Source organism: uncultured Sulfitobacter sp. (assembly GCF_947499945.1).
In the GTDB taxonomy this organism is placed as follows: domain Bacteria; phylum Pseudomonadota; class Alphaproteobacteria; order Rhodobacterales; family Rhodobacteraceae; genus Sulfitobacter.
Genome location: NZ_CANMQD010000001.1, coordinates 1,383,354 through 1,408,457, shown reverse-complemented (window position 1 = coordinate 1,408,457; position 25,104 = coordinate 1,383,354). Strand labels below are relative to the sequence as shown.

Below are 25,104 nucleotides of genomic sequence, written 5' to 3'. Positions count from 1 at the left end.
GACCCGTAGGTGCTAGGTTTCTAAACACCGCGCTAGTGGGCCTGTAGCTCAGCTGGTAGAGCAACTGACTTTTAATCAGTAGGTCTCCGGTTCGAACCCGGACGGGCTCACCACTCATTCAATGGGTCAGTAGGAAACTACTGGCCCATTTGTGTTTCCATACCAGCGTATTGATTAATCCAGGGTGGAGTGACTCGTCGTGCGCGTTTTTCCGCGCCATACTGTTAGGACAGCAGGGGAGTTGCCAAGTGGATAAAGTCGCATTTACCCAGATGAAAGACGGAAGCAAGGAGGAATATGAGTTCCTGACAGCCCATGAGATTGATCACACGAAAGGCACTGCCCTGCGTTTGATGAAAGCGATGACAGAGCTGGATGAAGGGCTGTCGGGATATCAAATCACGCGGCTAGGTCATTCGGTACAAGCCGCGACGCGTGCATGGCGGGCTGGTGCGGATATCGATTGGGTTGTGTCCACGCTGTTGCACGATATTGGCGATATCTACGCGCCCTATAACCATGATGAGTATGCGGCGGCTATCTTGCGTCCTTTTGTTAGAGAGCAATGCGCATGGTGTATCCAGACGCATGGGGACTTTCAGATGATTTACTATGGTCACCACGTCGGCGGGAACCCTAGCAAGCGGGACCGCTTTAAAGACAGTCCCTACTTTGACGATTGTGCCGATTTTTGTGAGCATTGGGATCTGGCGAGTTTCGATCCCGATTATGATGACCTGCCGCTTGGTTTTTTTGCGCCGATGGTTGAGGAGATCTTTGCGCGCCGCCCTTATGACCCCGACGTGACTAGGGAGGGCGTGCGCATACCGCTCTTTGATGCCGCTGTAGCGGCACAGAGGGCCGCTGGCTGAGGCATGATGCTGTCGGCAGGTCAGCGAGCGAGGTCGTGACCCTAGGTCGCCCGTCCCAATACGCTGGCAGCTTTTGCCAAGGCTTCGATCTCGTCCCACTTTTCCGCTTCGACTAAATCGTTTGGAGCGACCCAACTGCCGCCTGCACATAGGACATTGTCCAGCGCGAGATAAGTCTCGGCATTTGTTGGGCTAACGCCGCCTGTGGGGCAGAAGGTGATCTGGGGCAGGGGGCCGCCGATTGCTTTGAGGGCGGGTGCGCCGCCTGATGCTTCGGCAGGAAAGAACTTGAGCATGTCATAGCCGCGCTCGAGCATGCGCATTGCTTCGCTTGCAGTGGCGGCACCTGCTAACAGGGGAAGCCCTTCAGCCTCACATGCTTCGATCAGCGTGTCTGTCGCGCCGGGTGAGACGCCAAAGCTGGCACCAGCCGCTTTTGCAGCGCGGACATCGTCAGGCGTCACAAGAGTACCCGCCCCGACAAAACCGCCTGGTACTTCGGCCATGAGGCGGATTGCCTCCAGTGCGTCAGGGGTGCGCAGCGTAACTTCTAATGCGGGCAGTCCGCCTGCGACCAGCGCTTCCGCCAGTTTTTTCGCATGGCGTGCATCGTGAATCACGAGTACCGGAACTATGGGCGCAAGGCTGCAAATCTCACGGGTGCGGCGGCATGCTTCACTAGCTGACAGGGTCATCTGCTATACTCCAAAAATGCTTGCGCCAGTGTCTGCTCCACCGACATTATTACGGAAGTTCGCAAACAGCTCGCGACCAGTGCCAAAATTGTTCCCGCTCAGATCGACAACGGCGGCGTCGCGATCAAGCACGCCTTCGGTCAGAATATCCAACACACCCTGTTCTGCGTCAACGCGAAGAATGTCACCGTCGCGCAGACGTGCAATGGCGCCGCCGTCAACTGCTTCGGGGCAGATGTGGATCGCTGCAGGCACTTTACCAGATGCACCAGACATGCGGCCGTCTGTGACCAAGGCGACCTTCTGACCGCGCCCCTGCATGATCGATAGCAAAGGCGTTAGGCTGTGCAACTCTGGCATGCCGTTAGCCTTTGGTCCCTGAAAGCGGACAACAACAATCATATCGCCGACCAGCTCGCCAGCTTTGAACGCTGCCTTCACGTCTTCCTGATTCTCGAAGACCCGCGCAGGCGCTTCGATTACGCGGTGCTCGGGCGCTACGGCAGAGACTTTCATCACGCCTGTACCAAGTGAACCTGTAAGACGTGACAAGCCACCAGTGGGTTGGAAGGGGTCGGAGGCAGGGCGCAGAATTTTATCATTGAGGCTTTTGCCCGCGCCGTTTTTCCAGACAAGCGTGTGGTCAATGATATGCGGCTCTTGAGTGTAGTGATGGAGGCCTGTGCCGCCCACGGTTTTGGTGTCAGGGTGCAGCAGGCCTGCGCCCAGCAATTCCCCGATCATATAGCCCAGACCACCAGCGGCATGGAAATGGTTCACATCAGCCAAGCCGTTTGGATAAACGCGGGCGAGCAGCGGGGTCACTTCTGACAGCTCTGAGAAATCCTGCCAATCGAGGATGATGCCACCTGCACGGGCCATGGCAATCAAGTGAATGAGCAGATTTGTCGAGCCGCCTGTTGCATTCAGACCAACGATACCGTTCACAAATGCCTTTTCGTCGAGAATATCGCAAACGGGAGTGTAATTTTCCCCGAGAGCGCTGAGTGAGAGCGCCTGCTGCGCGCCTTTGATGGTAAGAGCGTCGCGCAAGGGGGTGTTGGGGGTGACAAAGCTGGCTGCGGGCAGGTGCAGGCCCATGAATTCCATCAGCATCTGGTTGGTGTTTGCAGTGCCGTAGAAGGTGCAGGTGCCGGGGCCGTGATATGCGGCCATCTCGGCGGCCATGAGGGCGGCGCGGTCCACTTCTCCGGTGGCGAATTGTTGGCGCACTTTTGCTTTTTCGTCGTTGGACAGGCCGCTGACCATTGGGCCTGCGGGAAGAAAGACGGCAGGCAGGTGGCCAAAAGCCTGTGCTGCAATGATCAAACCAGGCACGATTTTATCACAGACACCGAGAAATACTGCGGCGTCAAATGTGTTGTGGCTGAGAGCGACGGAGGCCGACAGTGCGATCACATCACGTGAGAAAAGGCTAAGCTCCATGCCTGCTTCGCCTTGGGTAACGCCGTCACACATGGCTGGCACACCGCCTGCGACTTGTGCCGTGCCGCCAATCTCGCGCACGGCTTCGCGGATCACATTGGGGTAGCGGTCAAAGGGCTGATGCGCAGACAGCATGTCATTGTAGGCGGTAACGATACCGAGATTGCCGGCACTGCCTGTGGCCAATCCATCTTTGTCGGGACCAGAGGCTGCGTAGGCATGTGCCTGTCCGCTACATGACAGATGAGCACGCGCGGGGCCGCTTGATTTTGCAGCGGCCATCCGTTTCAGATAGGCATCACGCGTCGGTGCGCTGCGGTCGATAATACGCTGTGTGACGCGGTCCAGTGTCGAATTCAGTGACATGTTTATGCTCCTTTGCCGAATGATAGCGCTAACATTTACTCACTTCTAGCAGCCAAAAGCGCTGCATCAAAGAAGAATTTTACAGTTCTTTTGCCCAAGGTGGATTTGCGCCGCTCCGTGAAACGGTAATTGAAGCTACCTTAGCGCCATACTGCAAAACAGTCTCTAGCGTTGTGGCATCAAGGTTTTTGACCTCTGTTTTTCCAAGAAGCCCGAGCTGTGAGAGTTTCGCCAGAATGCCCGCGTTGAAGGTGTCGCCCGCGCCAACTGTATCCACAGCGACTACATTTTGCGCTGGCACAGACACTTCTGTCCCGTTCGCCACAAATCCTGTGGCCCCTTCGCTACCGCGCGTCAGCACCACCAACGACGGCCCGCTGTCCAGCAATGCAGCAATCTGTACCTGTTGGTTTGTTATGTCGGGCATGATCCAGTTTAGGTCTTCGTCAGAGACTTTTATGATGTCGGCCTTGGTGATCATGCTGGTAAGACGGGTACGATAGCGCGGGATATCCTTGATAAAGCCAGGTCTGATGTTCGGGTCCATCATAATCACACGCTGGTCTGCTTCGCGCAGTAGCAGCGCGGCATAGGCATCTGCGCAGGGCTCACATGCGAGGCTGATTCCGCCAAAAAAGAGGGCGGTTATTTCGTCCGTCAGCCTTGGCATGTCGTCGGGCACCAGCATCCGGCCCGCCGAATTCTCGTCATAGAAATCATATGTGGCATGCCCATCTGTCAGCTGTACGAAAGCCAGGGTTGTGGGGCGGTCGGAAAAAATGACGCGTGAGGTGTTCACATGGCTTGCCTCAAGTCCGTCGATGAGTTGGCGGCCAAACATGTCCGTCGAGATACCCGATAGCATACCCGTCTGTGCGCCCAAGCGGCCCAGTGCAATCGCCGTGTTGAATACAGCGCCGCCCGAATGGGGGACAAACCCGTCCGGTCCTTGTGTCGTGGCCGTTGGGATCATGTCGATCAATGCTTCACCGCAACAAAGTATCATTGTGCACCTGTCTGAGTCTGGGATTTAAGAATTGGATAGCTTTCGCGAAACGTTTGATATGCGGCATCGAAGGCACCAACAAGCTCTGTAACAGGCGCGATGATCTCTGCCGTCTCAACGGTTCCCATTACCCGATCAACAGGCTTGCCCGTTGCCGCGACCATGGCCAGCCGCGCCGCTCCGAGGGCAGCGCCGTTTTCGCCTTGGGCGGGGATATGAAGGGGCGTGTTCAGGATCGTTGCCAAAAGACGCAGCCAGTAGCGTGAGGCGCTTCCTCCGCCGATGGCAAACAGATACGCAGGCTTTGCTGCTGTTCCGCAAACGGCTTCAAAACAGTCTCTAAGTCCGAAACAAATCCCTTCCAGTACTGCGCGGGTCAGGTCTGTGCGGCTCGTTTGACTTCCGATCCCGACAAAACCTGCGCGGATATGGGCATCGTTATGTGGTGTCCGCTCTCCCGAAAGGTATGGAAAGAAGCGGGTCGGACAAGGTGGCATAATCGTATCGCCAAGCACCTGTGTCAGCACTTGCGCGCTCTTGCCGGTGATGGTGGCAAGCCAGTTCAGGCTGTCTGTAGCGGCAAGCATAACGCCCATTTGATACCAGCGCTCTGGTACGGCGTGGCAAAAGCTGTGGACCGCTGCACTTGCTGCGGGTTGGTAGGTATCGCGGGTGAGCAAGACAACGCCGGAGGTTCCAAGAGAGACGAAGCCTTGGCCCTCTTGAATGAGGCCGAGACCACACGCAGCGGCGGCATTGTCACCTGCGCCTCCTGCGATAACGACGTCACCGTTCAGGCCCCATTTTTGGGCGAGTTCATCGCGAAGCAGACCTGCGGCTGCGCACCCTTCGACCAGACGTGGCATCTGCCCTTTTTGCATCCGGGTGGCGGCCAGAAGGGTATCCGACCAATCTCTTTGCCCCACATCCAGCCACGATGTCCCAGCACTGTCAGAGACATCGGCCACTGCATTGCCTGTCAGATGGTGGTTGAGGTAGCCCGCAGGCAGCAGCACTTTTGCGATGCGTTGGAACACTTCAGGTTCATGGGTGCGCAGCCATTCGAGTTTGGGCGCAGTAAATCCCGGAAAGACGATGTTCCCGCTCAGCGTTCGGAAATCAGGATTTGCATCAAGGGCTGCAGCTTCGGCATGGGCGCGGGTGTCGTTCCACAGGATGCAAGGGCGCAGGACATCGTCATTTGCGTCCAGCAGGGTCGCACCATGCATGTGGCCTGCGACACCAATGCCTTTGAGCTTTCGGAACTCGGGATGTGCCGTGCGCAATGAATCAACTGCGGCATCAAATGCAGCAATCCAATCCGCTGGATCCTGCTCAGACCAGCCAGTGTGCGGATGCTGCGTTGGGTAGGATTGCTCGGATGAGCCGATTACTGTCGCCTCATCCGTTACCAAAAGCGCGCGAAGCCCTGATGTGCCGATATCAACGCCAAGGTAGCTCACCCCGAGATGTAGGCGTCTATTGCCGCCTCAACCCCGTCTGAATTAAGCAGATTAAGCCAGTGAGTAAAGTTGGCGACGAACTTTGGATGATCTGCAAGATCGCCGTAGAGATGACGCATCTCGAGCCATGCAGCGGGATCGGATTTTGCGACGAGGGCCGTTGCGTGCAGGCTTGCCCAATTGGGGTCGTTTGCTTCGATCGTTTCACCGTCTTCACGAACGCCCGCGCAATAATGCGCCCAAATGGCGGACACAAGAGCCAAGCCATTGACTGGTGTGCCCTCGGAGAGGCCTTTGCGGATGGATGGCACAATAAAGCCGGGATGGCGGCTTGAACCGTCAAAGGCCACACGGCGGGTCGTGTCGGCGATCTGGTCGTTTGCAAAGCGGCGGGAGATCAGCGCTAGGTACTGCTCGGCCGTGCAATCGGGTACAGCCGCGACATGCGGCGCGATTTCCTCGGTCACAACTTTATTAAGCATGGCAGCAATGCCTGCATGCGCCATGGTGCCCGAGATCGTTTGGCATGCGAGCAGTTCACCCGCGCCTGCAATGATCTGGTGACCACCATTGAGGACTCTGATTTTCATCGCCTCGAAATCATGCACGCGGTCGGAGAATGTAGCACCCACTTTGTCCCAATCAGGACGGCCCGCGCAAAAGTCATCTTCGATTACCCATTGGCGATAGTTCTCGTGGGTGACGGGTGCCGCGTCGTTGATGCCAAAGCTGCGGGCGAGGGCAAGCTCGGACGGTCCTGTCGCGGGAACGATGCAATCCACCATCGAATTGGGAAAGCTGCATTCGGCTTCGATCCAATCTGCAAGCGCGGGATCAGACATACGTGCGAGGGAGAGGACAGTCTGGCGCAAGACCCTACCGTTGCCTTGCAGGTTATCGCAGCTCATGCAGGTGAATGGACCATGCTTACGGTCGCGGCGCAATTTGAGTGCGGCAATGATAGCACCGAATGCTGTGCGCGGGCTTTGCGGGTTCGCTGCGTCATGCTGCATGTCCGCATGGATGCCATCAAAACCGCCCGTGGCAGGATCAATAAAATATCCGCCCTCGGTAACGGTGAGGGATACAATGCGGATAGCAGGATCTGTCATTTGCGCGATCAGCGATGCATTGTCAGGATCGACTGGAACAAAATCGATCATAGCGCCGCACACTTCGACTGACTTGCCCGAGGGGTCCAGCTCGATCAAAGTGGTGAGGCAGTCCTGTGCCAAAAGACGCTCGCGCTGGGCGGCATCATTCGCGCGGACGCCTGCACCGATAATTGCCCAGTCGTGGTTCAGCCCCGCATCAAACAAGCGGTGCAGATACCACGCCTGATGGGCGCGGTGAAAGTTTCCAAGTCCGATATGCACCATTCCCGCGCTCAGTGCGCTGCGGTCATAGGTTGGGACACGAATATCTTTTGGCAAATCGACTAATGTCGCATTCGACAGGGGAGTTAGCTCATCCATTGGCCGCCATCCACGTTATAGGTTTGTGCAACTATGTAATCGGCATCGCTGCTTGCAAGAAATACGGCCATGCCGGCCAGATCATCTGCGGTGCCCATGCGGCCATATGGAACGGCCTCACCAACTTCGCGTTTTTTCTGGCCGGGGGCCTTGTTCTCATATTTGGCAAAAAAGGCATCGACGCCGTCCCAATGCTCACCCTCCACCACGCCGGGCGAGATCGCATTGACGTTTATCCCGTGCTTGATCAGGTCAAGACCTGCCGATTGCGTTAGCGAGATCACGGCTGCTTTAGTCGCGCAATAGGCCGCGACAAGCGGCTCACCACGACGTCCTGCCTGACTGGCCATATTGATGATCTTGCCGCCCTTGCCGTGATCGATCATTTGGCGGGCAACAGCTTGAAGAGTGAAAAACGTACCGGAGACATTTACGCTGAAGGCACGGTCGAAGTCTTCTTGCGTGACCTCAACTATTGGTGCTGCTGTGAATATTGCGGCGTTATTAACCAGAATATCGATATCGCCCAGAACTTCCCTAGTCTGTGCAACACATGCGTCGATACTATCTTGTTTCGAGACATCAAGCGGCATGGCAATGGCACATTCACTGATATCCTTGTTGATCTGGTATGCGGCCTCTTGCGCACTGTCGAGATCGATATCTGCGATGACAACGCGCGCCCCTTCACGCGCATATCGCTGGGCAAAGGCACGCCCGATCCCTCGGGCGGCCCCTGTTATTAGAGCAGTTTTGCCCTCAAGTCGTTTCATGCGATCCGCAGGCCTTTAGCGTCAAAGCGGTGCATCTGGTCGGTCCGTGGCGTCAGGTGGATTGTGTCGCCAGTGTTAAAGCTCACTTCGCCCGGTGCACGCACGGTGATCATATCGCCCAAACCCGTATCATGGATGTGGAAGAATGTGTCTGACCCCAAATGCTCGGCCACACCGACGCGGCCTGACCATGTGCCTTTGGTGGCGGACACATCGATATGCTCTGGACGGATGCCGATGGTTTCGGCGTTGTGTTTGGCCGCTTCGGCACCTGTGATCAGGTTCATTTTTGGCGAGCCGATGAAACCTGCGACAAACACATTGCGCGGGGTGTGATACAGTTCAAGCGGGGAGCCTACCTGCTCGATCACGCCAGCCTGGAGAACGACGATCTTGTCGGCCATTGTCATTGCTTCGACCTGATCGTGGGTCACATAGATCATGGTTGTCTGGAGGCGTTTGTGCATCTCGCAAATTTCGAGACGCATGCCTACACGCAGGGCGGCGTCAAGGTTCGACAAAGGCTCGTCAAACAGGAACGCGGAGGGTTCACGCACAATCGCACGACCGATGGCAACACGCTGGCGCTGACCACCAGAGAGTTGACCCGGACGGCGGTCGAGGTAATCGGTTAGGTTCAGCGCGGCAGCAGCTGCCTCAATGCGGCGGTTCTGCTCTGCGGGGTCCATCTTTGCCATCCGAAGGGGAAAGGCGATGTTTTTGCGCACCGACATATGCGGGTAGAGGGCGTAGGACTGGAACACCATCGCGAGGCCACGTTTGGCCGGTGGCGTGTTCGTCGCGTCGGTGTCATCAATCGCCACCTCGCCGGACGTAAGATCTTCTAGCCCCGCAATCATGCGCAGCAGCGTAGATTTACCGCAGCCCGAAGGGCCGACGAAAACCGTGAACTCCCCATCCTCGATCGTAAGATCAAGGGGTGGGATCACTTGGGTGTCACCGAATTTTTTAGTGACTTTTTTGAGTTGGATTTTTCCCATGGGACTATTCCTATTTTACCGCGCCGAAGGTGAGGCCGCGTACGAGCTGTTTCTGGCTGAACCAGCCAAGGATGAGGATCGGCGCAATGGCCATTGTCGAAGCCGCCGACAGCTTTGCATAGAACAAGCCTTCTGGACTTGAGTAGCTGGCGATGAACGCGGTGAGGGGTGCTGCTTTTGCGGCAGTGAGGTTGAGGGTCCAGAATGCTTCGTTCCACGCAAGAATGAAGTTCAACAGGAGAGTGGACGCAATTCCGGGAATGGCCATTGGCGTGAGAACATAAAGGATTTCGTCACGCAGGGAGGCACCGTCCATCCGTGCCGCTTCAAGGATCTCACCAGGAATTTCGCGGAAGTAAGTATAGAGCATCCAGACGATAATCGGCAGGTTGATCAGCATCAAAATGACGGTGAGGCCAATACGACTGTCCAGCAGACCCATTTTGATGAAAATGAGGTAGATCGGATAGAGCACACCAACAGCTGGCAACATCTTGGTCGAGAGCATCCAGAGCAGGATGTCTTTTGTGCGGTTGGATGGCACAAAAGCCATGGACCATGCAGCAGGGACCGCAATGATGACACCCAGTAGGGTTGAGCCCCCTGCGATGATGATCGAGTTCATCAAAAAGCGGGTGTAGTTCGAGCGTTCCTGAACGACTGCGTAATTCTCGAGTGTCCAGTCAAAGAACAAGAAGATCGGCGGATCGGCGATTGCCTGTGCTTCGGTTTTGAAGCTTGTGAGGATCGTCCAAAGGATTGGAAAGAAGATCAACAGACCAATCGTCCATGCGATTGCCGTGTTGAGCGCCTTGCGGTTGTTTGTGATCGAGCGTGCCATCAGATATCCCTCACGCGTCCAGATTTTTGCCGACGATGCGCATCAGGAAGATGGCAACGATATTGGCAAGAATGATTGCATAAACCCCACCGGCAGAGCCGAGGCCGATATTCTGGCTTTCCAGTACGCGCTGGAAGATGAGGTACGTCAGTGTTTTGGTGCCGAATGCACCGCCTGTCGTTACGAAAATCTCGGCAAAGATCGACAGCAAGAAGATCGTCTGGATCAGGATGACAATTGTGATGGCGCGCGCCAGATGCGGCAGCGTGAGCCAGAGAAAGCGTGACAATGGCGGCGCGCCGTCCATCTCAGCGGCTTCGAGCTGTTCGCTGTCGAGCGACTGGATCGCGGTCAGCAAGATCAGTGTGGCAAAGGGCAGCCACTGCCAGCTTACGATTAGAATAATCGAGGGTAGGGACGCTTCGGAGAGCCACGATACTGGTTCGGCGCCAAAGAATTTCCAGAGATAGGCAAACAGACCGCTGTTTGGATCCATAAACATGTTTTTCCACACGAGGGCAGATACGGTGGGCATGACAAAGAATGGCGCGATCACAAGAATGCGAACAACGCCCTGACCCCACATTGGCTGGTCCAATAGGATCGCAAGCACGATACCAAGGCTTATGGTTATTAGCAGAACGGCGCCTACGATGATCAGGGTCGCTTGGACACTGGGCCAAAAGGCGCTGGAGGTTATAAAGCGAGTGTAGTTGTCGAAACCGGCCCATCCCAGATCACCACCGCGCAGGGGCAGGTAATTGCGGAACGAGAACCATAGGGTCATTGTGAGAGGCACCAGCATCCAGCCTAAGAGCAAGATCACTGCGGGTGCCATCATCAACCGTGCGGCGGATCGGGATGCTTTGGTGGCCATGGGAATACACCTTCCTGTGCGATGAATGAATCAGCGCAGATATCAGAATTAGGATCGGGGAAATTGGGGGGCGTAAGGGCGGCGGCAGAACCGCCGCCCTTGAGATTGGTAGCGCAGGCCTACTTGTAGCCGGCAGCTTCCATCGCGTCATTTGTGATCGCTTGTGCTTTTGCCAGCGCTTCCTCGACGGTCTGCTGACCGGCATAGGCTGCGGAGAACTCTTGGCTCACGTCTGTTGCAATGCCCGCAAACTCGGGGATCGCAGCGAACTGTACACCAACATATGGCACAGGATCGACAGTCGGGTTCGTCGGATCAGCAGACAGGATGGAGTCGAGTGTCATCTGAGCGAAAGGAACCTCTTTGTAGTTCGGGTTCTCGTACAGAGATGTACGCGCACCTGGAGGAACGTTTGCCCAACCTTCATTGGCCGCTACCAGCTCAATGTAGTCTGTGCCAGTTGCCCATTCGATGAACTGCTGTGCTGCTTCTTGCTTTTGTGTGCCCGCAGGAATTGCGAGTGCCCAAGCCCAGAGCCAGTTGGAGCGCTTGCCCAGACCGTTGTCGGGTGCGAGTGCAAAACCAACGCTGTCAGCAACGGTGCTGTCGTTCGGGTTTGTTACAAAGGATGCCGCAACTGTTGCGTCGATCCACATGCCACATTTGCCTTGCTGGAACAGCGACAGGTTTTCGTTGAAACCGTTTGTCGCGTAACCGGAAGGACCGGATGCGTCCATCATACCCTTGTAGAAGTTCAGGGTGTTGGCCCACTGCTCGGAGTCAAACTGCGGGTTCCAGTTCTCGTCGAACCAGCGTGCGCCGAAGGAGTTGGACATTGCTGTGATGACGGCACCGCCCTCACCCCAACCGGCCTTACCGCGCAAGCAGATGCCGTTAATCTCGTTGTCACGGTCCGTCATGGCAGCAGCCGCATCGCGGATGAATTCCCATGTAGGAGCCGTTGGCATTTCCATGCCAGCTTTTTCCATTAGGTCAGTGCGGTACATAACCATGGAGGATTCGCCATAGAACGGCGCGGCGTACATGGTGCCTTCATAGGACAGACCATTGCGCATGGCTGGCAGGATGTCGTCGGCATTGTATTCTGCGGACAGGTTGTCCATCGGGACCAACCAGCCGTTTTTGGCCCAGATCGGTGTTTCGTACATACCGATGGTCATGATGTCGAAAGAACCACCTTTTGTGGTGATGTCCGTTGTGACGCGCTGGCGCAGGACGTTCTCTTCAAGAGTGACCCACTCGACTTCGTGGCCTGTCTTTTCGGTGAAGTCAGCGGTCAGACCCTGCATGCGGATCATGTCGCCGTTGTTCACAGTCGCGATGGTGAGTGTTTCGGCTTGTGCAAAAGATGCCGCAGTCATTGCGACAGCCCCTGCAAGCGCCAGTGGTGCGTTAAGTTTCATTAGACTTCCTCCCTTGGTGTCTTTTGTCTCTTTTCAAGGGTAGCGGACGACCCTACGCGGCGTCAATCTAAATTTTACGCGCGTAAACTTAGGTATAGCTTTAAGCGGATGAGCGCATCACAAGCTGGCCCTTGAACAACGCGCCATCCACCGAATCGTTACCGCCACCTTCAATCAGGGCGAGCAGGGACTCGACGCTGCGTTCGGATATGGCGGCATAGTCCTGGGCTACAGTTGTTAACGATGGGCAGGTGAACTTTGAAAAGGGGTGATCGTCATGGCCTGCGACGCGCAAACTACAGCCTTCCGTGATCCCAACATGAACACCTGTTTCGTACGCGGCTGCGAGCAGACCGATCGCAATACGGTCGTTACTGCACAGAATCGTTTGAGAGGGAAACGCACCTTCGGACAAGATACGGCGGCCTTCCGAATACCCTACATTCTCAAACTCCCAGCCCTCTCCAGATGCGCGAATTACGTTAGGCGTATGCCCGAGATTGTTCATCGCCATCAGATAGGCATCCCGCCGCTTTTTTGCGTTCGGGTTAACTGGTGCCATCTCGAAAAAGCACGGGGGCTCTCCCGTGCGGCACAAATAGTCAACGAGCAGTGGCACGGATTGGAAGTTGTCAGAGCCAATGAAAGTTGCGCCTATATCTTCGATATTACTGTCAAACAGGACAGTTGGCACATCGTGGCAGAAGGCTTCGATGCTTTTTCGGTCTGAGGCACGGCCCAATGGCGCGAGGAGAACACCCGCAGGACGCATGGAGCGCAGGGTATCGAGAATTTCGACTTCCTGTTCGGGGCGGCCATGGGAGCTGTAGGTTGATGGTGAAAACCCTGCATCAATACAGCGCTTTTCGATGTTCCGCGCAATCTCAGCAAAGAAGGGGTCGGCAACATAGGGGACGACGATTCCGATATTCTTGGTCAGCCTGCGGTTCTGGTTCACCGCATAGACATTGGGACGAAAATCATACCGCTCCAACGCTGTTTCGATGCGGGCGCGGGTCGTCTTGCGTACGCTGGCAGGGTCGTTGAAATATTTTGAGACAGTCGGGCGGGACACACCGCTTTTTGCGGCAAACTCTTCCATATTTTTTATTTTTTGATCTGTCATGATCGAAGCTGCCGATGCTGTCTTTCGCTGTGAGAAATCTTAGCGCGCGTTAAGTTCTATCTTACTTTAGGTAAATATTGAACAGGCAGTCAAGTTTTTCGAACAGTAGTTTTGCACCTCTGTCGAGGATGGCCTACTCTTTACGCATGTCTGCTGATTTGGATTCTGAACTGTGACGGTTTGGGGCGTTTGAGACTTTAGCGTCTGCCATCAAATGTTTGCACAGTGATATTCGCACCTTCCAAGGCGCTGCGCACACTGCGTGCAATCTGCACAGCCGTCGGCGTATCGCCATGCAAACAAATTGTATCAATAGCTGCGGGGATGTGTTTGCCGGTGTCTGTAATAATGCCGCCTGCTTTTACCATCTCGACCATGCGGGCCCCTGCAACATCGGGGTCATGTATCACAGCGCCTTCTATGCTGCGGTCCACCAAGGTTGCGTCATCGTTATAAGCGCGGTCGGCAAAAATCTCGCCAGCCCAAGTACAGCCAAGCTCTTCAACTGCTTGTTGCTGCGCTGTCGCAGCAAGAATCATGATGATGAGGTCGGGATCAACAGAGAGGGCCGCCTCATAGAGATCACGCGCCATAATCGGGTCTTCTGATGACATGTTGGATACTGCGCCGTGAAGTTTGAGGTGGCGTACCTTTGCACCCATACTGCGGGCCATGCCAACGCTGGCTGCTACCTGATAGCGGATTTGGTTTTGCAAAGTTGTGCGGGGCACCGACATGCGATTGCGTCCGAAACCCGCCAAATCCATAAATCCGGGGTGCGCACCGATGCCGACACCGTTGGAGTGTGCCATTGCCATTGTCGCTGCCATAACATCGGCATCTCCTGCATGGCCGCCGCAGGCGATGTTCGCCGAGGTGACGGTGCGCAAGAGGGCGGTATCATCGCCCATGCGCCACGGTCCAAAGCTTTCGCCCATATCGGCATTCAAATCCACGCGCATGGCTATTCCTCTTTGTTGAACGGGTTTTGTGTAGCGGATATTGCGCCACTGATAAGTTGGTAAGAGAAGAGATCACGGATGCTGTGCGGATCACGTAGCAGGGGTGTGATACTTGCGCCAAGGGTGGCACGTGCGCCGGTGGCACGCTGCTCAATGGCGCGTGCCACATCCAGTTCAATAAATTCAAAAGTGAGTATTGCACCCGCAGGGGTCTGTGCCACGCGGGCCATATCACTGGGCAACACTGTTCCGATACGAGGGTAGCCGCCAGTGGTCTGACACTCACACATGAGGACAAACGGCGCGCCATCCCCAGCGATCTGGATATCACCGGGTACGATGATATCCGACAGGATTGTCAGCTGATCGGTCGATACAAAGGGTGCGCCGTCGTGGGCCATCCGCACGCCCATGCGGTTGCCCCGCGCATCCCGCTTGAACGGGGTGGTGGCGAACCTGTGACGTGTCTGCGCATCGAATTGTTCTGTCTGCATAGAGGGGGTGATGCGAATTGCGCCGCCGTCAAAACGGTCTTCTACAGACAGGGTCATCCCTATGGTGCTGCTCTTATCGCGCCCGAGGGGAAGCGTGTCACCAGCGGTCAGCGCGCGCCCCAAACCCGCACTGAGATGCGCCGCGCGTGCGCCCATCATCAACGGTGTGTCGATTCCACCCCCCACATGGAGATAGCCGTAAGTCCCGCGCTGGGCACCGCCGATTTTGAGTGTTGCGCCTGCGGGCAGCAGATGGCTGGCGTTCCATGCAACTGGGGCGTCTTCAATGCTCGCCATCATTGGCGCACCTGTTAAGGCAATGCGGGTGTCCTTATCCGTGGAAAAGGTGCCGCCCATTCCGACCATTTCCAGCGCTGCCAGTTCAACGGACTGCCCGAGCAATGCCGCCCCTTCAAAGAGCGCTTGGGTGTCTGCGGCCCCTCCGCGTGTCATACCTTGGGCCAAAAAACCGGTCCTGCCCATATCTTGGACGGTGACGGCGGGGCCGCAACCTTGAATGGTGAGTGTACCGCTCATGTTAGGACCCGCCGCTCTGCGCCGCCATTCCCGCCTTTGTCGGAGGTGAGGATGCGGGTGTATTCAGCTTCGGTAATGGAGGGAAAGCAAAGCTCGTCTCCCGGTGACAACGCGATGGGCGTCGCGCTTTGCGGGCGAAAGTTTCGAAAGGCGGTTTGACCCACATGCCGCCAACCTGTTGGTGAGGCGTTTGTAAAAATGATCAACTGCCTGATCGCCACAACAAGTGCACCAGAGGGAACCGACTTGGTCAGGTTTTGCTGACGCGGGATGTCCCAGTGTGGCGGCAGTTCCCCTGTGTAGGGCTGGCCCGGTGCAAATCCTATGGTCAGGACGCGAACACGGGCCGAGGAAAGCTCTGCTATAGCGGTTTCGGGGGAAACGCCTGCGGCCTCAGCTGCTTCGTTGAGTTGCGGTGCATGGTCCGTCCCGTAGAGCGTTGGTATTTCCCAAAGCGTGCGCCCAGTGGGGAGAGGCGCATTGAGCCAGTCTTGTGTCGCCAGCAGGTGATTCAGCCGCTCGGTCATTGCCTCGGGCGGCGTTGTGACCAGATCGACACTTATGAAGGTCGACACCAATGAGGTGGATGTCTCGCGCACTTCGGGCCAGTGCTGCGCCTCTACTGCGGCGCGGAATGCGATTGCCGCACGGTTTGCAGGCTCTGACATGGAGGTAGCGAACTGCACCAACAGGCCAGACAGGCCAACGGGGCGAATTGGGGGAATGTCAGCCATCTGTGAGGGCCTTCCGGTAGAGCGCGGGGAGTAGGATAGGGGTTAGATACATCGGTAATTGCCAGCAGCCAATGAAGATCAGCAAAGGCGCGATTGTTTCAGGCGGCAAGGCGACTAAAAACAAGGCGATGTTGCGGTTCCCTGCCCCGATTGCCAGAGGCCCCGCGACGGGGCGCAGGGCGGTGTTTCGTAATGCAAACAGCGTGATTGCTTGCAACCCATAGCTGATGGTGAAGGCGAGTAATGCCCAAAGGGCGACCTGTGCAGGTGCTTCGCGTAAGGCTTCATTGAGGGGGGCCATTAGGGCAACGACAATAATGCAAAACGCCAGTACCGATGCCCCGTCGAGAGCTGCGATTTGCGGCGCACTTGGCTTTGGAAATAAGGTTGCGCGCAGGACGAACCCGAAGGCAGTGGCGCTCAAGATCACTGCAAGGACAAGACCTGCGGAAATGATCACATCCGCAGGACTACCGATCTGGGGCGCGAGCAACAGCACAGGTAAAACAGTGAGCGGGAATGCAGCTGTGCCGAGCACCATGATTTGCATCATACGGCCAGCATCAAGGCCAAGCAGGAGTGCGAGGTTGGTACTGCCTGAGATGGCCGGCGCTGATGTGGCGAGGATGACGGCCAGTGCGGCGGGAGTTTGCGCCAACCCTGCGAGGGTGAGCGCCCCGAGGCAGCTCAGCGGCACGCCAAGCTGAAGCACGCCTACGGCCACCAACCCCCAGCGTAGATCCTGCGCCGCACCCCGCGCGGCATGGTGGCCGATGCGCAGTGCGGTAATTGTCAATAAGACGGCAACCATCATGGGCAACCACGGGGCCATGGCCCCCGCCAGTGCAGGCAAAAGCAGACCCGCCGCCAAACCAAGCATCAAGCAGACACGCGCATGTCGCGAGATAAAGGGGAGCAGATGCGCCATTACGCGAATTGGCACAGAGATGAGCGGTGCATGGCGGCCTCCTGTCCGTTATTCAGACCAGAGCAGGGGTGCAAAGGCAATGACCTAGGCGGGGTTGTCCTCAAGGATGAGGTCGCTCGCCTTTTCGCCGATCATGATGGCGGGGGCGTTGGTGTTGCCTGATACAATTTCGGGCATGATGGAGCAGTCAGCCACACGCAGCCCCGCAATGCCATGAACGCGCAAACGCGCATTGACAACGGCCTCCTTGCCGCTTCCCATTTTGCAGGTGCCTGTCGGATGATAGATCGAGGCAGTGTTGTTGCGCGCCCAATCCAGTGTGGCCTCATAGTCGTTGATATCGAGGGCAGGGTTCGGGCGATACTCTTCGGAGATTTTCGAGGTCAGGGGCGCATGTTTGGCGATGCGCCGTGCGATATTCACCCCTGCCACCATGGTGCGGCGGTCTGTTTCAGTCGACAGGTAATTGGGGATAATCATGGGGTAGGTCCGCCCGTCAGAGGAGGCCAGCCTGATCTCGCCCCTGCTTTCGGGCCGCAACTGACATACGGACATGGTGAAGGCGCTGAATTTATCCGCCCCTTTGCCGGGATTCTCGGCTGACAGCGGTTGTACGTGGAACTGGACATCAGGCGTTTCGATGTCGGGGCGGGTTCTAAGAAAACCTGTGGCGAGGCTTGCGGCCATGGTCATGGGGCCAGAGCGGGACAGGATATATTTCAACCCGATTTTCGCTTGGCCAATCAGGGTCGAGACTTCGTCGTTAAGGGTTGGCTCGAAGGTCTTGTAGACCAGCCGCGCTTGTAGGTGATCTTGCAGATTTTTCCCTACACCTTGCAGATTTTGCTTCACGGTGATGCCATGTTCCGCGAGATGCTCCGCCTCGCCGATACCCGACAGCATGAGAAGCTGGGGTGAGTTGATGGAGCCGCCCGACAGGATAATCTCTTTGCCCGCCCTGAGGGTCTGGAGTGCGCCTGACCTATCTCTATACTGGACGCCAGTGGCACGCTTACCATCCAGCAAGACCCGCTCGACCCGCGCATGGGTGATGATCCGCAGATTCGGGCGCGCCTTTGCAGGGTTGAGGTAGGCCACCGCGGTTGAGCAGCGTCGCCCGTTCTTTGCTGTGAGTTGGAAAAACCCCACGCCCTCCTGCTCGGCGCCGTTATAGTCGGGGTTAAACTTGTAGCCCGCTGCCTGCGCTGCGGCGATCCAAGCGTCTGTGATGGGTCGCTGAATGCGCATGTTAGAGACGGATAATGGCCCCTCGTCTCCATGAAACGCGTCTGCGCCGCGCTCATTCTTCTCGGCGCGTTTGAACAGGGGCAGCACGTCATCCCACCCCCAACCGACATTGCCCATCTGGCGCCAGCGGTCATAGTCCTGCGGCTGCCCACGCACATACAGCAGACCGTTGATCGAGGATGATCCCCCCAGCACTTTACCACGCGGCCAATCTAGGGCGCGGCCATTCAGGCCCGGATCAGGTTCGGTCTTATATCGCCAGTCCACTGAGGGATTGTGGATGGTTTTGAAATAGCCGACAGGAATGTGAATCCATGGGTTCCAGTCCCGCCCGCCCGCTTCGAGCAATATTACTCTGTTCCGAGGGCTTTTACTTAGCCTATTTGCCAGAACACATCCTGCCGAGCCTGCCCCCACAATGATAAAATCGGCGTCCATTCTGTGATCCTAAACGAAGCGAACAAACCTGTTTCCTAAAGCTATAGGTTTGAGGTGCCCTATTTGAAGTAAAATAAGGCTAGACTAAATAAGTCGAGCTAAGGTGATCGAGAAACCCCCTATCGATAGTCACTTTTGTTGGATTAGCCAAACTGGTGATCCATTGAAGGTTTAAGCCAGCCATCCTCGAATTCAATTCTGCTCACGCCAGCGAGTTTCTTGATACGCTCCAGTTCTGCCTCAAAAGCGGTTTGCCGCAATTTACCCCACGCTACGCCTCGCTCAGGCCAGATTGCCCGAATGCGCAGTATATCCTCACCGCGAAACGCCTTCATATCGACGCGCCCGACCAAACGTTCTCCTTGAAGCAAGGGGAATACATAGTAGCCAAAAATGCGCTTTGTCTCTGGAACGAACACTTCGATGCGGTAATCGAAGCCAAAGAGAAAATTGGCCCGCTTGCGATCACGCAAGGCCGGGTCAAACGGGCTGAGTACGCGGATGCGGTTTGGTGCACTTTGCTTGGTCGCTTGATCTGTGCCAATATCAGGGCGTGCCAAACTGCGCTTGACCGTGCCGTCTGCACCTATGATTTCGATCTCTTCGATCTCACCACGGTGCAATGCCTCCGCACACCACGCTTTTGCTTCGGCTGCGGTGACATGCGCCCAGAATGCTGCAATCTCGCCCGAAGTGGCAAAGCCCAATCGGTCCAAAGCTCCAGCGCAGCACCATTCAATTGTTTGTATGTCGGATGGTGCTTTGTTTGTGGCCCAAACCTGCGCATCAAGTGCGCGCTCTGACAGGTCATAGCGTTTCTGGAACCCTTCACGTCTAACAACGTGCAGCGCACCGCTGCGCCACAGATACTCCAACGCAGTCTTGGAAGGATGCCAATCCCACCACCCGCCAGAGCCGCGCTTTTCTCCTTTGCCAACATCTGAAGAGCCGCATGCGCCATTGGCGCGAATATGGTCAAGAACAGTCTGTAACTGCTCTTCAAACCCGTCCCTGCGCCAGTTGCGCCACTGCTTGCGTAGTTTTGCTGCATCCCGTACGCGGCGCATTTCCCATTGCGGATAGTAGGCAAGTGGAATCATCGCGGCGTCATGGGTCCAATGTTCGAATAAACCCTTGTCTTGCTCATACAGTCTTTTGAGGTCATCGGTGCGGTAGCGCGGTTTGCGTGCGAACAGAATTAGGTCATGCGCCCGTGCCACCGTGTTGATGCTGTCGAGCTGGATAAACCCCAACCGTTCGATCAAGCCCAGTAGCGAATTACTGTCGGCGGGCCCTTGTGGCACCTCCAACAACGCGTGACGGTCCAGAAATATCCGCCGAGCTGCGATGTTTGACAGGCGCTGAACGCTCATCCGCGCTTGCGGCGGCGCAGCGTGTCCCCCAGCGTGAGCTTGGGCTTCATCGTGATAACTTTGGGCATGTCGGGATCAGGCTCGGTGCCCGAGGCGTTGAGGATCATCTTGGCCGCTTCAATCCCGATCTCGCGGCGGCAGGCATCAGTGGTCGCCAGCTGCATCGGCAGACCGGCGAGCAGTTCAATCCCGTTGAAGCCGGCGAGCCCGATCTGGCCCGGCACGTCTATCCCTTGGTCGAGCAGGTGAAGCAAACCACCCGCTCCAATCATGTCATTCGAGTAATACAGAAAATCCAGATCAGGCGAGCGTTCGAGCATGTCACGAGTCATTTCGCGCCCTTTCAGTAGGGCTGATCCGCCAGAGTAAAACGCGCGGTCCTCAATCTCGATCCCCTCACGGGTCAGAGCTTCGGTAAATCCTTCAAACCGTTTGCGTGCCCGGTGATCGAGCGGCATTTTAGTGCCAAGAAAACCGATACGCTGATACCCTTCGCGCAGGATTTCCTTCGCCATGTCGCGCCCCGCTTGGCGGTGCGAGATACCCACCATTGCGTCTATGGGGTTGCCATCCACATCCATAATCTCAACCACGGGAATGCCTGCATTGAGCAGCATCGCGCGTGTCGCCTCAGAGTGTTCCAACCCTGCGATAATGACGCCAGAGGGCCGCCACGAGAGCATCTCGTACAAAACCTGTTCTTCTTTTTCAGGGCGATAGTCCGTTACGCCAACAACAGGTTGTAAAGGCGTATCATCAAACGCAGCATTTATCCCGCCGAGTACTTCAGGAAAGACCATGTTACCCAGCGACGGAATAATGACTGCAACCAGATTGACCCGCTGCGAGGCCAGCGATCCAGCGATCTGGTTCGGGACATAGCCAAGCTCTTTGGCTGCTGCCAAAACCCGCTCCCGGGTCGTCGCGGAGACATCGCCACTTTTGCGCAATACGCGGCTGACAGTCATTTCCGAGACACCACAAGCTTCTGATACATCGCGCAAGGTGAGGGGGCGTTTTGGTCTTTGGGACAAGGTGTGTCTCCTGCTGGGCAATTCGTCTTTCTCCAACGTAGCCATTCAGGAGAACACAGGCAATCGGCGATCTATGCGTCTGCCCCTCTGGAACATGCCGTCTGTTTAAGCTACTCCCACCCGCGTGGTCCCGTGGCTCAACTGGATAGAGCAGCCCCCTCCTAAGGGGCAGGTTATTGGTTCGAATCCAATCGGGGTCACCATTTAAACAAACAAAAACAAGTAATTATTGAAATACTTGACCGACAATCCAAGCTGAAATACCGTTACACATAGCTTACACACTTTCACACATTTGGAGAGTATTGGCATGGGTACTGAGAAGCATTCGATTCTAGGTGACAAAGTCCACGTCTACAGACGTGAGAATAGTCGTTATTGGCAGTCAGCAACGTTCTTGAACGGTAAAAATCACCGTGTTTCGACCAAAGAAGAAAGCCTGAAGCTTGCAAAGGAGTTTGCAGAAGATTGGTACCTAACGCTTCGCGGCAAACAATCGCGTGGGGAGCTGAAAAACGAAAGAACGTTTGCCAAAGCAGGTGAGCTTTTTCTGAGGGAGTTTGAGGCAGACACTATGGGCGAACGGAACCCTAAATGCCTTAGCAACCACTCCAACCACCTTCGACTGCATCTGACACCGTTTTTGGGGCCTCTGGGGCTATCTGAGATAACAACCACAAAGATCCAAGAGTACCGAATTGCGCGTCTTCAATCGACGTATCGAGGCAAGCATCCAGCGGCAGCAACATTGCAAAAAGAAATTGTGACATTGCGCATGACTCTGAAAGCGGCTGTGCGCCATGGGTGGCTTGATCACATACCAGACCTAACGGCTCCCTATCGCAGCTCAACTAAGGTCTCACATCGGGCTTGGTTCTCTCCAGACGAATACAAGCAGCTCTACACGGCAACCCGAGCCAATATCAAAGCAATGACAAATGGATATCACGTTCGTCTTGCCGAGCAGCTGCACGACAAAATCTTGTTTATGGCAAATACAGGTATTCGTCCTGACGAAGCCAACTGGCTTGAATACCGAGATGTCGACGTCGTCGAAGATGATGCCACAGGTGAGACGATCTTGGAGATCGAAGTGCGCGGCAAGCGCGGGGTGGGATATTGCAAAAGCACCATCGGTGCTGTTCGTCCTTTTCAAAGGATGATTGAACGCAATCAACCGGAACCGACCGACCGTCTTTTTCCGGCAGATCACAAGAAACAGTTCAATCGGATTTTGGAAGAGCTAAATTTAAAATTTGATCGTGAAGGTAATCGACGGACGCTCTATTCGCTACGGCACAGCTACATTTCATTTCGTCTGTTGGAGGGCGCTGATATCTATCAGATCGCCAAAAATTGTCGCACCAGCGTTGAGATGATCGAGAAGCATTATGCCGTTCATTTAAAGAACAGTTTGGATGCCGCCGCCATCAATGTTCGGAAGGTTCGGCCCTGATCGGCCTTGTCTGGATTCCTCCCCTTTTTTTTAAAATACGAAATTCTGAATGCTTCTGACTTACTTATTCTTAAGTGAGTGTTCTTCTATAGAGGGAAGTGCCAAATTGGCGTCACAGGGGTGACCCATTGGCGTTTCCAGAAGTGCCATTTTGGCACTCCTAGGTTTTCGTTTTACGTGCGGTCAGGTTCATCTCGTATAGATTAGATTTTCCCAAACCACGTCTTTTAACTTTTAGAAAGTCCACTTCCTCAAGCTCCTTGATCCACCTAACAACTGATCGCTTCCCCGCTCCCATGTCATCGGCCAATGTTTCCTGTCCTGGAAAACAGTGATCGTTTTGCCAAGCGTATTTCAGAAGCATTGCGTATGTCAGCTTCGCTCCGACGCTGACCTTTTTACTGACCAGAATGAAATTTGGAACCTGCGTAAAGCCACCACCATTTGTGATGACGTCTCCACCTTTGAGGATGATGTTTCTATCCCGAAGGAGCTGTCCGATGTTTTGGGCTTCCATAGATGATTAGATTATATCACGCACTGACGATCTAGATGCATTGACTAATGCACACCGTTCAGCGGCCGTTGGTCATGATTGATAGGCTGTTGTGGAACTGGCGCTTGCAAGAAGGCTTGATCAGGTTGCCCACCAAGACGTAGCACATGGGTTTCGAGATGCCCAATGTATCGGCTTTGACCGAGGAGGCTTATCTGCCCTTCCTCATTTTGTTTGGTGAAAAATTCGATCTGTTTGTCACGCACAGCTTTGTCGATCCTCAATGATTGCACTTGAGCCTCAAGCTGTCGCTCTCGTTCAGATAGGCTCACATATGCTTGCTCAGGTTCACCTATGTACGAACGCGTTTGCGCTTGTTCGAACGGGTCTGCACCTGTGCGCACCGGTTCGGACTGCGTCTGTACGGGTTCGGACAGGTTCGCACTCGTCTGGACGTCAGGTTTTTGATGAAGGAACTCCAGCTCAGATTGGATTTTTACTGTTAGGGAAGTCTCTTCAACCATCCACCGCTCACCAGTTGGAGTTGTTTGTTTTTGCGATTCAACATGGTCGTGACGGCACCATGATCGGATAGTCTTCTTTGTTCGATTTAGGCCTTCAGATTGGCATGCAACGAAGGCTTGATCGACAGTAAGCCAAGTGCGGGGATTCTGGTGTTCTTGTGTGTTCATGATTGAATCGTATCAGGCAGGAAGGATCTTGAACGGTAAGTTATCCACACACGAGCAATGCAAGACAATCGCCAATAGATAGAGCTGGGTCGCCCAAACTTCTAAATTCAAACCGTAAAGCTAAGTGCAGACCTTCCGTTGTGAGCACTTGAAAGATAAATGCAGGCAAGGAGCTATCGCCATAGTTGCAAATCGATATCCTACTGACTAACGTCGCCTAAATAGATTACTGTGAGTGGACAGGTGCATGACAATCCAAGCTAAGCTTTGCGAGATGCCCGATTTTGATGCAGGTCATACACACGCCGCGTTCGAACTTCAGCTATGCTACGGGCTGAAGCTCTTGTTTTCAAGATACGAAACTGTCGATGACTTTGTCGTTCTATTCGAATTTCATGATGATTTAGCAATGATTTTGAATCCAGAGGATCCTTCGGAAATTAAATTTTATCAGCTGAAATCCTACGCAAATGATCTTCCGCTAGCCAGTCTATTGAAAAGGGATAAGTCAAAAAAGGCTACAGAAGATGGGACGGCGCAAACGAAAGATTCCGTGATTGAGAAGCTGTATTTCAATATTGAAAAATTTGGAAATACGGCAACCAGTGCCGATGTTGTCTCCGCGACTCACTGCAAGACACCGAAAACCAGCGATAAGGTATTACACAAAGAGCGGTTCACTTTTGATGAACTTAGCTCCGACGATAAAACCCGTGTTATTGAACTTCTCCAAACTCGCTTTACACCATCAAACATTGACCATACTTCACTCGCAAAAATTGGTTATACAAAAGTTCAGATGAGCAAAGAAGAGCATTTACAGATTGTTAAAGGTGCTGTTCATGACTTTTTGTTGGCAGTTACTGGTACAGACGAGCAACCCCTTGAGGCTCTGACTGCGACGATCAAAGAAATTTGCAGAAAGAAACAAACAAAGAAGACATCTGACGTATCCTCTGTCTACGCCGAAGCCATAAAGCAAAAAGGCGTGTCAAAATCAGAATTAGACGAATGGATAAATACGGCTACAAACTACCGAAGGTGCCCGACATGGAGCGAGATACTGCCAGAGCTTGGCGAGCTGTCACTGATTGAGAAAATCTCACTAAAAAGCGATTTTGAAGAATATAGAACTCAGGTTCTAAATAGTGAAAACGTACTAATTGAAAAACTAAAACATTGCATCAAACGGGAACTTGAATTGAATCCAATTGGTGACATCGAAACGCTTAAAGACGTTTTGCATAGAGTCTCTCAAAAACTTTTGGGTGTTTATGGTCATTCGCAATCTCAGCTGAAAGCGGCAATAATATATGAAGTTTATACAAAAAAGTAAGCAGGATAGAT

At 54.7% G+C, this 25,104-nt stretch carries 23 protein-coding genes and 2 tRNA genes; 5 read left to right on the top strand and 20 right to left on the bottom strand.

What is annotated here, in order from left to right; all coding sequences use genetic code 11:
- The first annotated feature begins 37 nt into the window (after positions 1-37).
- Positions 38-113, top strand: a tRNA-Lys gene (locus tag Q0775_RS07065).
- Between the two features lie 135 nt (positions 114-248).
- The gene (locus Q0775_RS07060) at positions 249-872 is read left to right on the top strand and encodes a peptidase (RefSeq protein WP_298858688.1); all 624 of its coding nucleotides are present in this window, start codon (positions 249-251) and stop codon (positions 870-872) included.
- A gap of 41 nt (positions 873-913) precedes the next feature.
- On the opposite strand, the gene eda is transcribed toward Q0775_RS07060, so the two are convergent.
- The 18 genes from eda to Q0775_RS06970 all read right to left on the bottom strand — a co-directional run bounded on the left by eda (position 914) and on the right by Q0775_RS06970 (position 21,113).
- Complete coding sequence (eda, locus tag Q0775_RS07055; protein ID WP_298858686.1) at positions 914-1,567, bottom strand: bifunctional 4-hydroxy-2-oxoglutarate aldolase/2-dehydro-3-deoxy-phosphogluconate aldolase; 654 nt, start codon at positions 1,565-1,567, stop codon at positions 914-916.
- 3 nt (positions 1,568-1,570) lie between these two features.
- Positions 1,571-3,379, bottom strand: coding sequence for a phosphogluconate dehydratase (gene edd / locus Q0775_RS07050; protein WP_298858684.1), 1,809 nt, complete (start codon positions 3,377-3,379; stop codon positions 1,571-1,573).
- A 79-nt stretch (positions 3,380-3,458) separates the two neighbouring features.
- Positions 3,459-4,385, bottom strand: a complete 927-nt coding sequence (locus Q0775_RS07045; RefSeq protein WP_298858682.1) for a carbohydrate kinase — start codon at positions 4,383-4,385, stop codon at positions 3,459-3,461.
- On the bottom strand, positions 4,382-5,848 hold the full coding sequence (xylB, locus tag Q0775_RS07040) for a xylulokinase (protein WP_298858681.1): 1,467 nt from the start codon (positions 5,846-5,848) through the stop codon (positions 4,382-4,384). Before xylB ends, Q0775_RS07045 begins: the two co-directional genes overlap by 4 nt.
- Positions 5,845-7,323, bottom strand: coding sequence for a mannitol dehydrogenase family protein (locus tag Q0775_RS07035; protein ID WP_298858679.1), 1,479 nt, complete (start codon positions 7,321-7,323; stop codon positions 5,845-5,847). Before Q0775_RS07035 ends, xylB begins: the two co-directional genes overlap by 4 nt.
- Positions 7,311-8,096, bottom strand: a complete 786-nt coding sequence (locus tag Q0775_RS07030) for an L-iditol 2-dehydrogenase (RefSeq protein WP_298858677.1) — start codon at positions 8,094-8,096, stop codon at positions 7,311-7,313. The genes Q0775_RS07035 and Q0775_RS07030 overlap by 13 nt, the downstream gene beginning before the upstream one ends.
- Entirely contained in the window at positions 8,093-9,097 is a 1,005-nt protein-coding gene (locus Q0775_RS07025) for an ABC transporter ATP-binding protein (protein ID WP_298858675.1), read from the bottom strand. Before Q0775_RS07025 ends, Q0775_RS07030 begins: the two co-directional genes overlap by 4 nt.
- Before the next feature lie 10 nt (positions 9,098-9,107).
- The gene (locus tag Q0775_RS07020) at positions 9,108-9,938 is read right to left on the bottom strand and encodes a carbohydrate ABC transporter permease (protein ID WP_298858674.1); all 831 of its coding nucleotides are present in this window, start codon (positions 9,936-9,938) and stop codon (positions 9,108-9,110) included.
- Between the two features lie 10 nt (positions 9,939-9,948).
- Positions 9,949-10,815 (bottom strand): sugar ABC transporter permease, encoded by an 867-nt coding sequence (locus tag Q0775_RS07015; protein WP_298858672.1) that lies wholly within the window; start codon positions 10,813-10,815, stop codon positions 9,949-9,951.
- Positions 10,816-10,934: 119 nt separating this feature from the next.
- On the bottom strand, positions 10,935-12,197 hold the full coding sequence (locus Q0775_RS07010; protein WP_298859977.1) for a sugar ABC transporter substrate-binding protein: 1,263 nt from the start codon (positions 12,195-12,197) through the stop codon (positions 10,935-10,937).
- A gap of 142 nt (positions 12,198-12,339) precedes the next feature.
- Complete coding sequence (locus tag Q0775_RS07005; protein WP_298858670.1) at positions 12,340-13,365, bottom strand: LacI family DNA-binding transcriptional regulator; 1,026 nt, start codon at positions 13,363-13,365, stop codon at positions 12,340-12,342.
- A 197-nt stretch (positions 13,366-13,562) separates the two neighbouring features.
- On the bottom strand, positions 13,563-14,327 hold the full coding sequence (locus Q0775_RS07000) for a 5-oxoprolinase subunit PxpA (RefSeq protein WP_298858669.1): 765 nt from the start codon (positions 14,325-14,327) through the stop codon (positions 13,563-13,565).
- Positions 14,328-14,329: 2 nt separating this feature from the next.
- Positions 14,330-15,358 carry a biotin-dependent carboxyltransferase family protein gene (locus Q0775_RS06995; RefSeq protein ID WP_298858667.1) on the bottom strand — a complete coding sequence of 343 codons (1,029 nt, stop codon included), beginning with the start codon at positions 15,356-15,358 and terminating at the stop codon, positions 14,330-14,332.
- Positions 15,355-16,092, bottom strand: coding sequence for a carboxyltransferase domain-containing protein (locus tag Q0775_RS06990; protein ID WP_298858665.1), 738 nt, complete (start codon positions 16,090-16,092; stop codon positions 15,355-15,357). Before Q0775_RS06990 ends, Q0775_RS06995 begins: the two co-directional genes overlap by 4 nt.
- Positions 16,085-17,035, bottom strand: coding sequence for a hypothetical protein (locus Q0775_RS06985; protein ID WP_298858663.1), 951 nt, complete (start codon positions 17,033-17,035; stop codon positions 16,085-16,087). Before Q0775_RS06985 ends, Q0775_RS06990 begins: the two co-directional genes overlap by 8 nt.
- Before the next feature lie 69 nt (positions 17,036-17,104).
- Complete coding sequence (locus Q0775_RS06980) at positions 17,105-18,706, bottom strand: choline dehydrogenase (RefSeq protein ID WP_298858661.1); 1,602 nt, start codon at positions 18,704-18,706, stop codon at positions 17,105-17,107.
- Positions 18,707-18,849: 143 nt separating this feature from the next.
- The gene (locus Q0775_RS06975) at positions 18,850-20,079 is read right to left on the bottom strand and encodes a crosslink repair DNA glycosylase YcaQ family protein (protein WP_298858660.1); all 1,230 of its coding nucleotides are present in this window, start codon (positions 20,077-20,079) and stop codon (positions 18,850-18,852) included.
- On the bottom strand, positions 20,076-21,113 hold the full coding sequence (locus Q0775_RS06970; RefSeq protein ID WP_298858659.1) for a LacI family DNA-binding transcriptional regulator: 1,038 nt from the start codon (positions 21,111-21,113) through the stop codon (positions 20,076-20,078). Before Q0775_RS06970 ends, Q0775_RS06975 begins: the two co-directional genes overlap by 4 nt.
- Before the next feature lie 126 nt (positions 21,114-21,239).
- On the opposite strand from Q0775_RS06970, the gene Q0775_RS06965 reads away from it, so the two are divergent.
- Positions 21,240-21,316: transfer RNA gene (locus Q0775_RS06965), tRNA-Arg, on the top strand.
- Positions 21,317-21,423: 107 nt separating this feature from the next.
- The gene (locus Q0775_RS06960) at positions 21,424-22,569 is read left to right on the top strand and encodes a hypothetical protein (RefSeq protein ID WP_298858658.1); all 1,146 of its coding nucleotides are present in this window, start codon (positions 21,424-21,426) and stop codon (positions 22,567-22,569) included.
- A gap of 160 nt (positions 22,570-22,729) precedes the next feature.
- Here Q0775_RS06960 and Q0775_RS06955 read toward each other — a convergent pair whose 3' ends face one another.
- Positions 22,730-23,086 carry a helix-turn-helix domain-containing protein gene (locus Q0775_RS06955; protein ID WP_298858657.1) on the bottom strand — a complete coding sequence of 119 codons (357 nt, stop codon included), beginning with the start codon at positions 23,084-23,086 and terminating at the stop codon, positions 22,730-22,732.
- Between the two features lie 44 nt (positions 23,087-23,130).
- Entirely contained in the window at positions 23,131-23,757 is a 627-nt protein-coding gene (locus tag Q0775_RS06950) for a hypothetical protein (protein ID WP_298858656.1), read from the bottom strand.
- 247 nt (positions 23,758-24,004) lie between these two features.
- Between Q0775_RS06950 and Q0775_RS06945 the strand changes: the two genes are divergently transcribed.
- Positions 24,005-25,093: a dsDNA nuclease domain-containing protein gene (locus tag Q0775_RS06945; RefSeq protein WP_298858655.1), complete on the top strand. Its 1,089-nt coding sequence runs from the start codon at positions 24,005-24,007 to the stop codon at positions 25,091-25,093.
- The last annotated feature ends 11 nt before the right edge of the window (positions 25,094-25,104 follow it).

Excerpts from the sequence above, each read along its gene's own strand:
- eda (WP_298858686.1), bottom strand. The coding sequence starts at position 1,567 with ATGACCCTGTCAGCTAGTGAAGCATGCCGCCGCACCCGTGAGATTTGC.
- edd (WP_298858684.1), bottom strand. The coding sequence starts at position 3,379 with ATGTCACTGAATTCGACACTGGACCGCGTCACACAGCGTATTATCGAC.
- Q0775_RS07045 (WP_298858682.1), bottom strand. The coding sequence starts at position 4,385 with ATGATACTTTGTTGCGGTGAAGCATTGATCGACATGATCCCAACGGCC.
- Q0775_RS07035 (WP_298858679.1), bottom strand. The coding sequence starts at position 7,323 with ATGGATGAGCTAACTCCCCTGTCGAATGCGACATTAGTCGATTTGCCA.
- Q0775_RS07030 (WP_298858677.1), bottom strand. The coding sequence starts at position 8,096 with ATGAAACGACTTGAGGGCAAAACTGCTCTAATAACAGGGGCCGCCCGA.
- Q0775_RS07025 (WP_298858675.1), bottom strand. The coding sequence starts at position 9,097 with ATGGGAAAAATCCAACTCAAAAAAGTCACTAAAAAATTCGGTGACACC.
- Q0775_RS07020 (WP_298858674.1), bottom strand. The coding sequence starts at position 9,938 with ATGGCACGCTCGATCACAAACAACCGCAAGGCGCTCAACACGGCAATC.
- Q0775_RS07015 (WP_298858672.1), bottom strand. The coding sequence starts at position 10,815 with ATGGCCACCAAAGCATCCCGATCCGCCGCACGGTTGATGATGGCACCC.
- Q0775_RS07010 (WP_298859977.1), bottom strand. The coding sequence starts at position 12,197 with ATGACTGCGGCATCTTTTGCACAAGCCGAAACACTCACCATCGCGACT.
- Q0775_RS07005 (WP_298858670.1), bottom strand. The coding sequence starts at position 13,365 with ATGACAGATCAAAAAATAAAAAATATGGAAGAGTTTGCCGCAAAAAGC.
- Q0775_RS07000 (WP_298858669.1), bottom strand. The coding sequence starts at position 14,327 with ATGCGCGTGGATTTGAATGCCGATATGGGCGAAAGCTTTGGACCGTGG.
- Q0775_RS06995 (WP_298858667.1), bottom strand. The coding sequence starts at position 15,358 with ATGAGCGGTACACTCACCATTCAAGGTTGCGGCCCCGCCGTCACCGTC.
- Q0775_RS06990 (WP_298858665.1), bottom strand. The coding sequence starts at position 16,092 with ATGGCTGACATTCCCCCAATTCGCCCCGTTGGCCTGTCTGGCCTGTTG.
- Q0775_RS06980 (WP_298858661.1), bottom strand. The coding sequence starts at position 18,706 with ATGGACGCCGATTTTATCATTGTGGGGGCAGGCTCGGCAGGATGTGTT.
- Q0775_RS06975 (WP_298858660.1), bottom strand. The coding sequence starts at position 20,079 with ATGAGCGTTCAGCGCCTGTCAAACATCGCAGCTCGGCGGATATTTCTG.
- Q0775_RS06960 (WP_298858658.1), top strand. The coding sequence starts at position 21,424 with ATGGGTACTGAGAAGCATTCGATTCTAGGTGACAAAGTCCACGTCTAC.
- Q0775_RS06955 (WP_298858657.1), bottom strand. The coding sequence starts at position 23,086 with ATGGAAGCCCAAAACATCGGACAGCTCCTTCGGGATAGAAACATCATC.
- Q0775_RS06950 (WP_298858656.1), bottom strand. The coding sequence starts at position 23,757 with ATGAACACACAAGAACACCAGAATCCCCGCACTTGGCTTACTGTCGAT.
- Q0775_RS06945 (WP_298858655.1), top strand. The coding sequence starts at position 24,005 with ATGACAATCCAAGCTAAGCTTTGCGAGATGCCCGATTTTGATGCAGGT.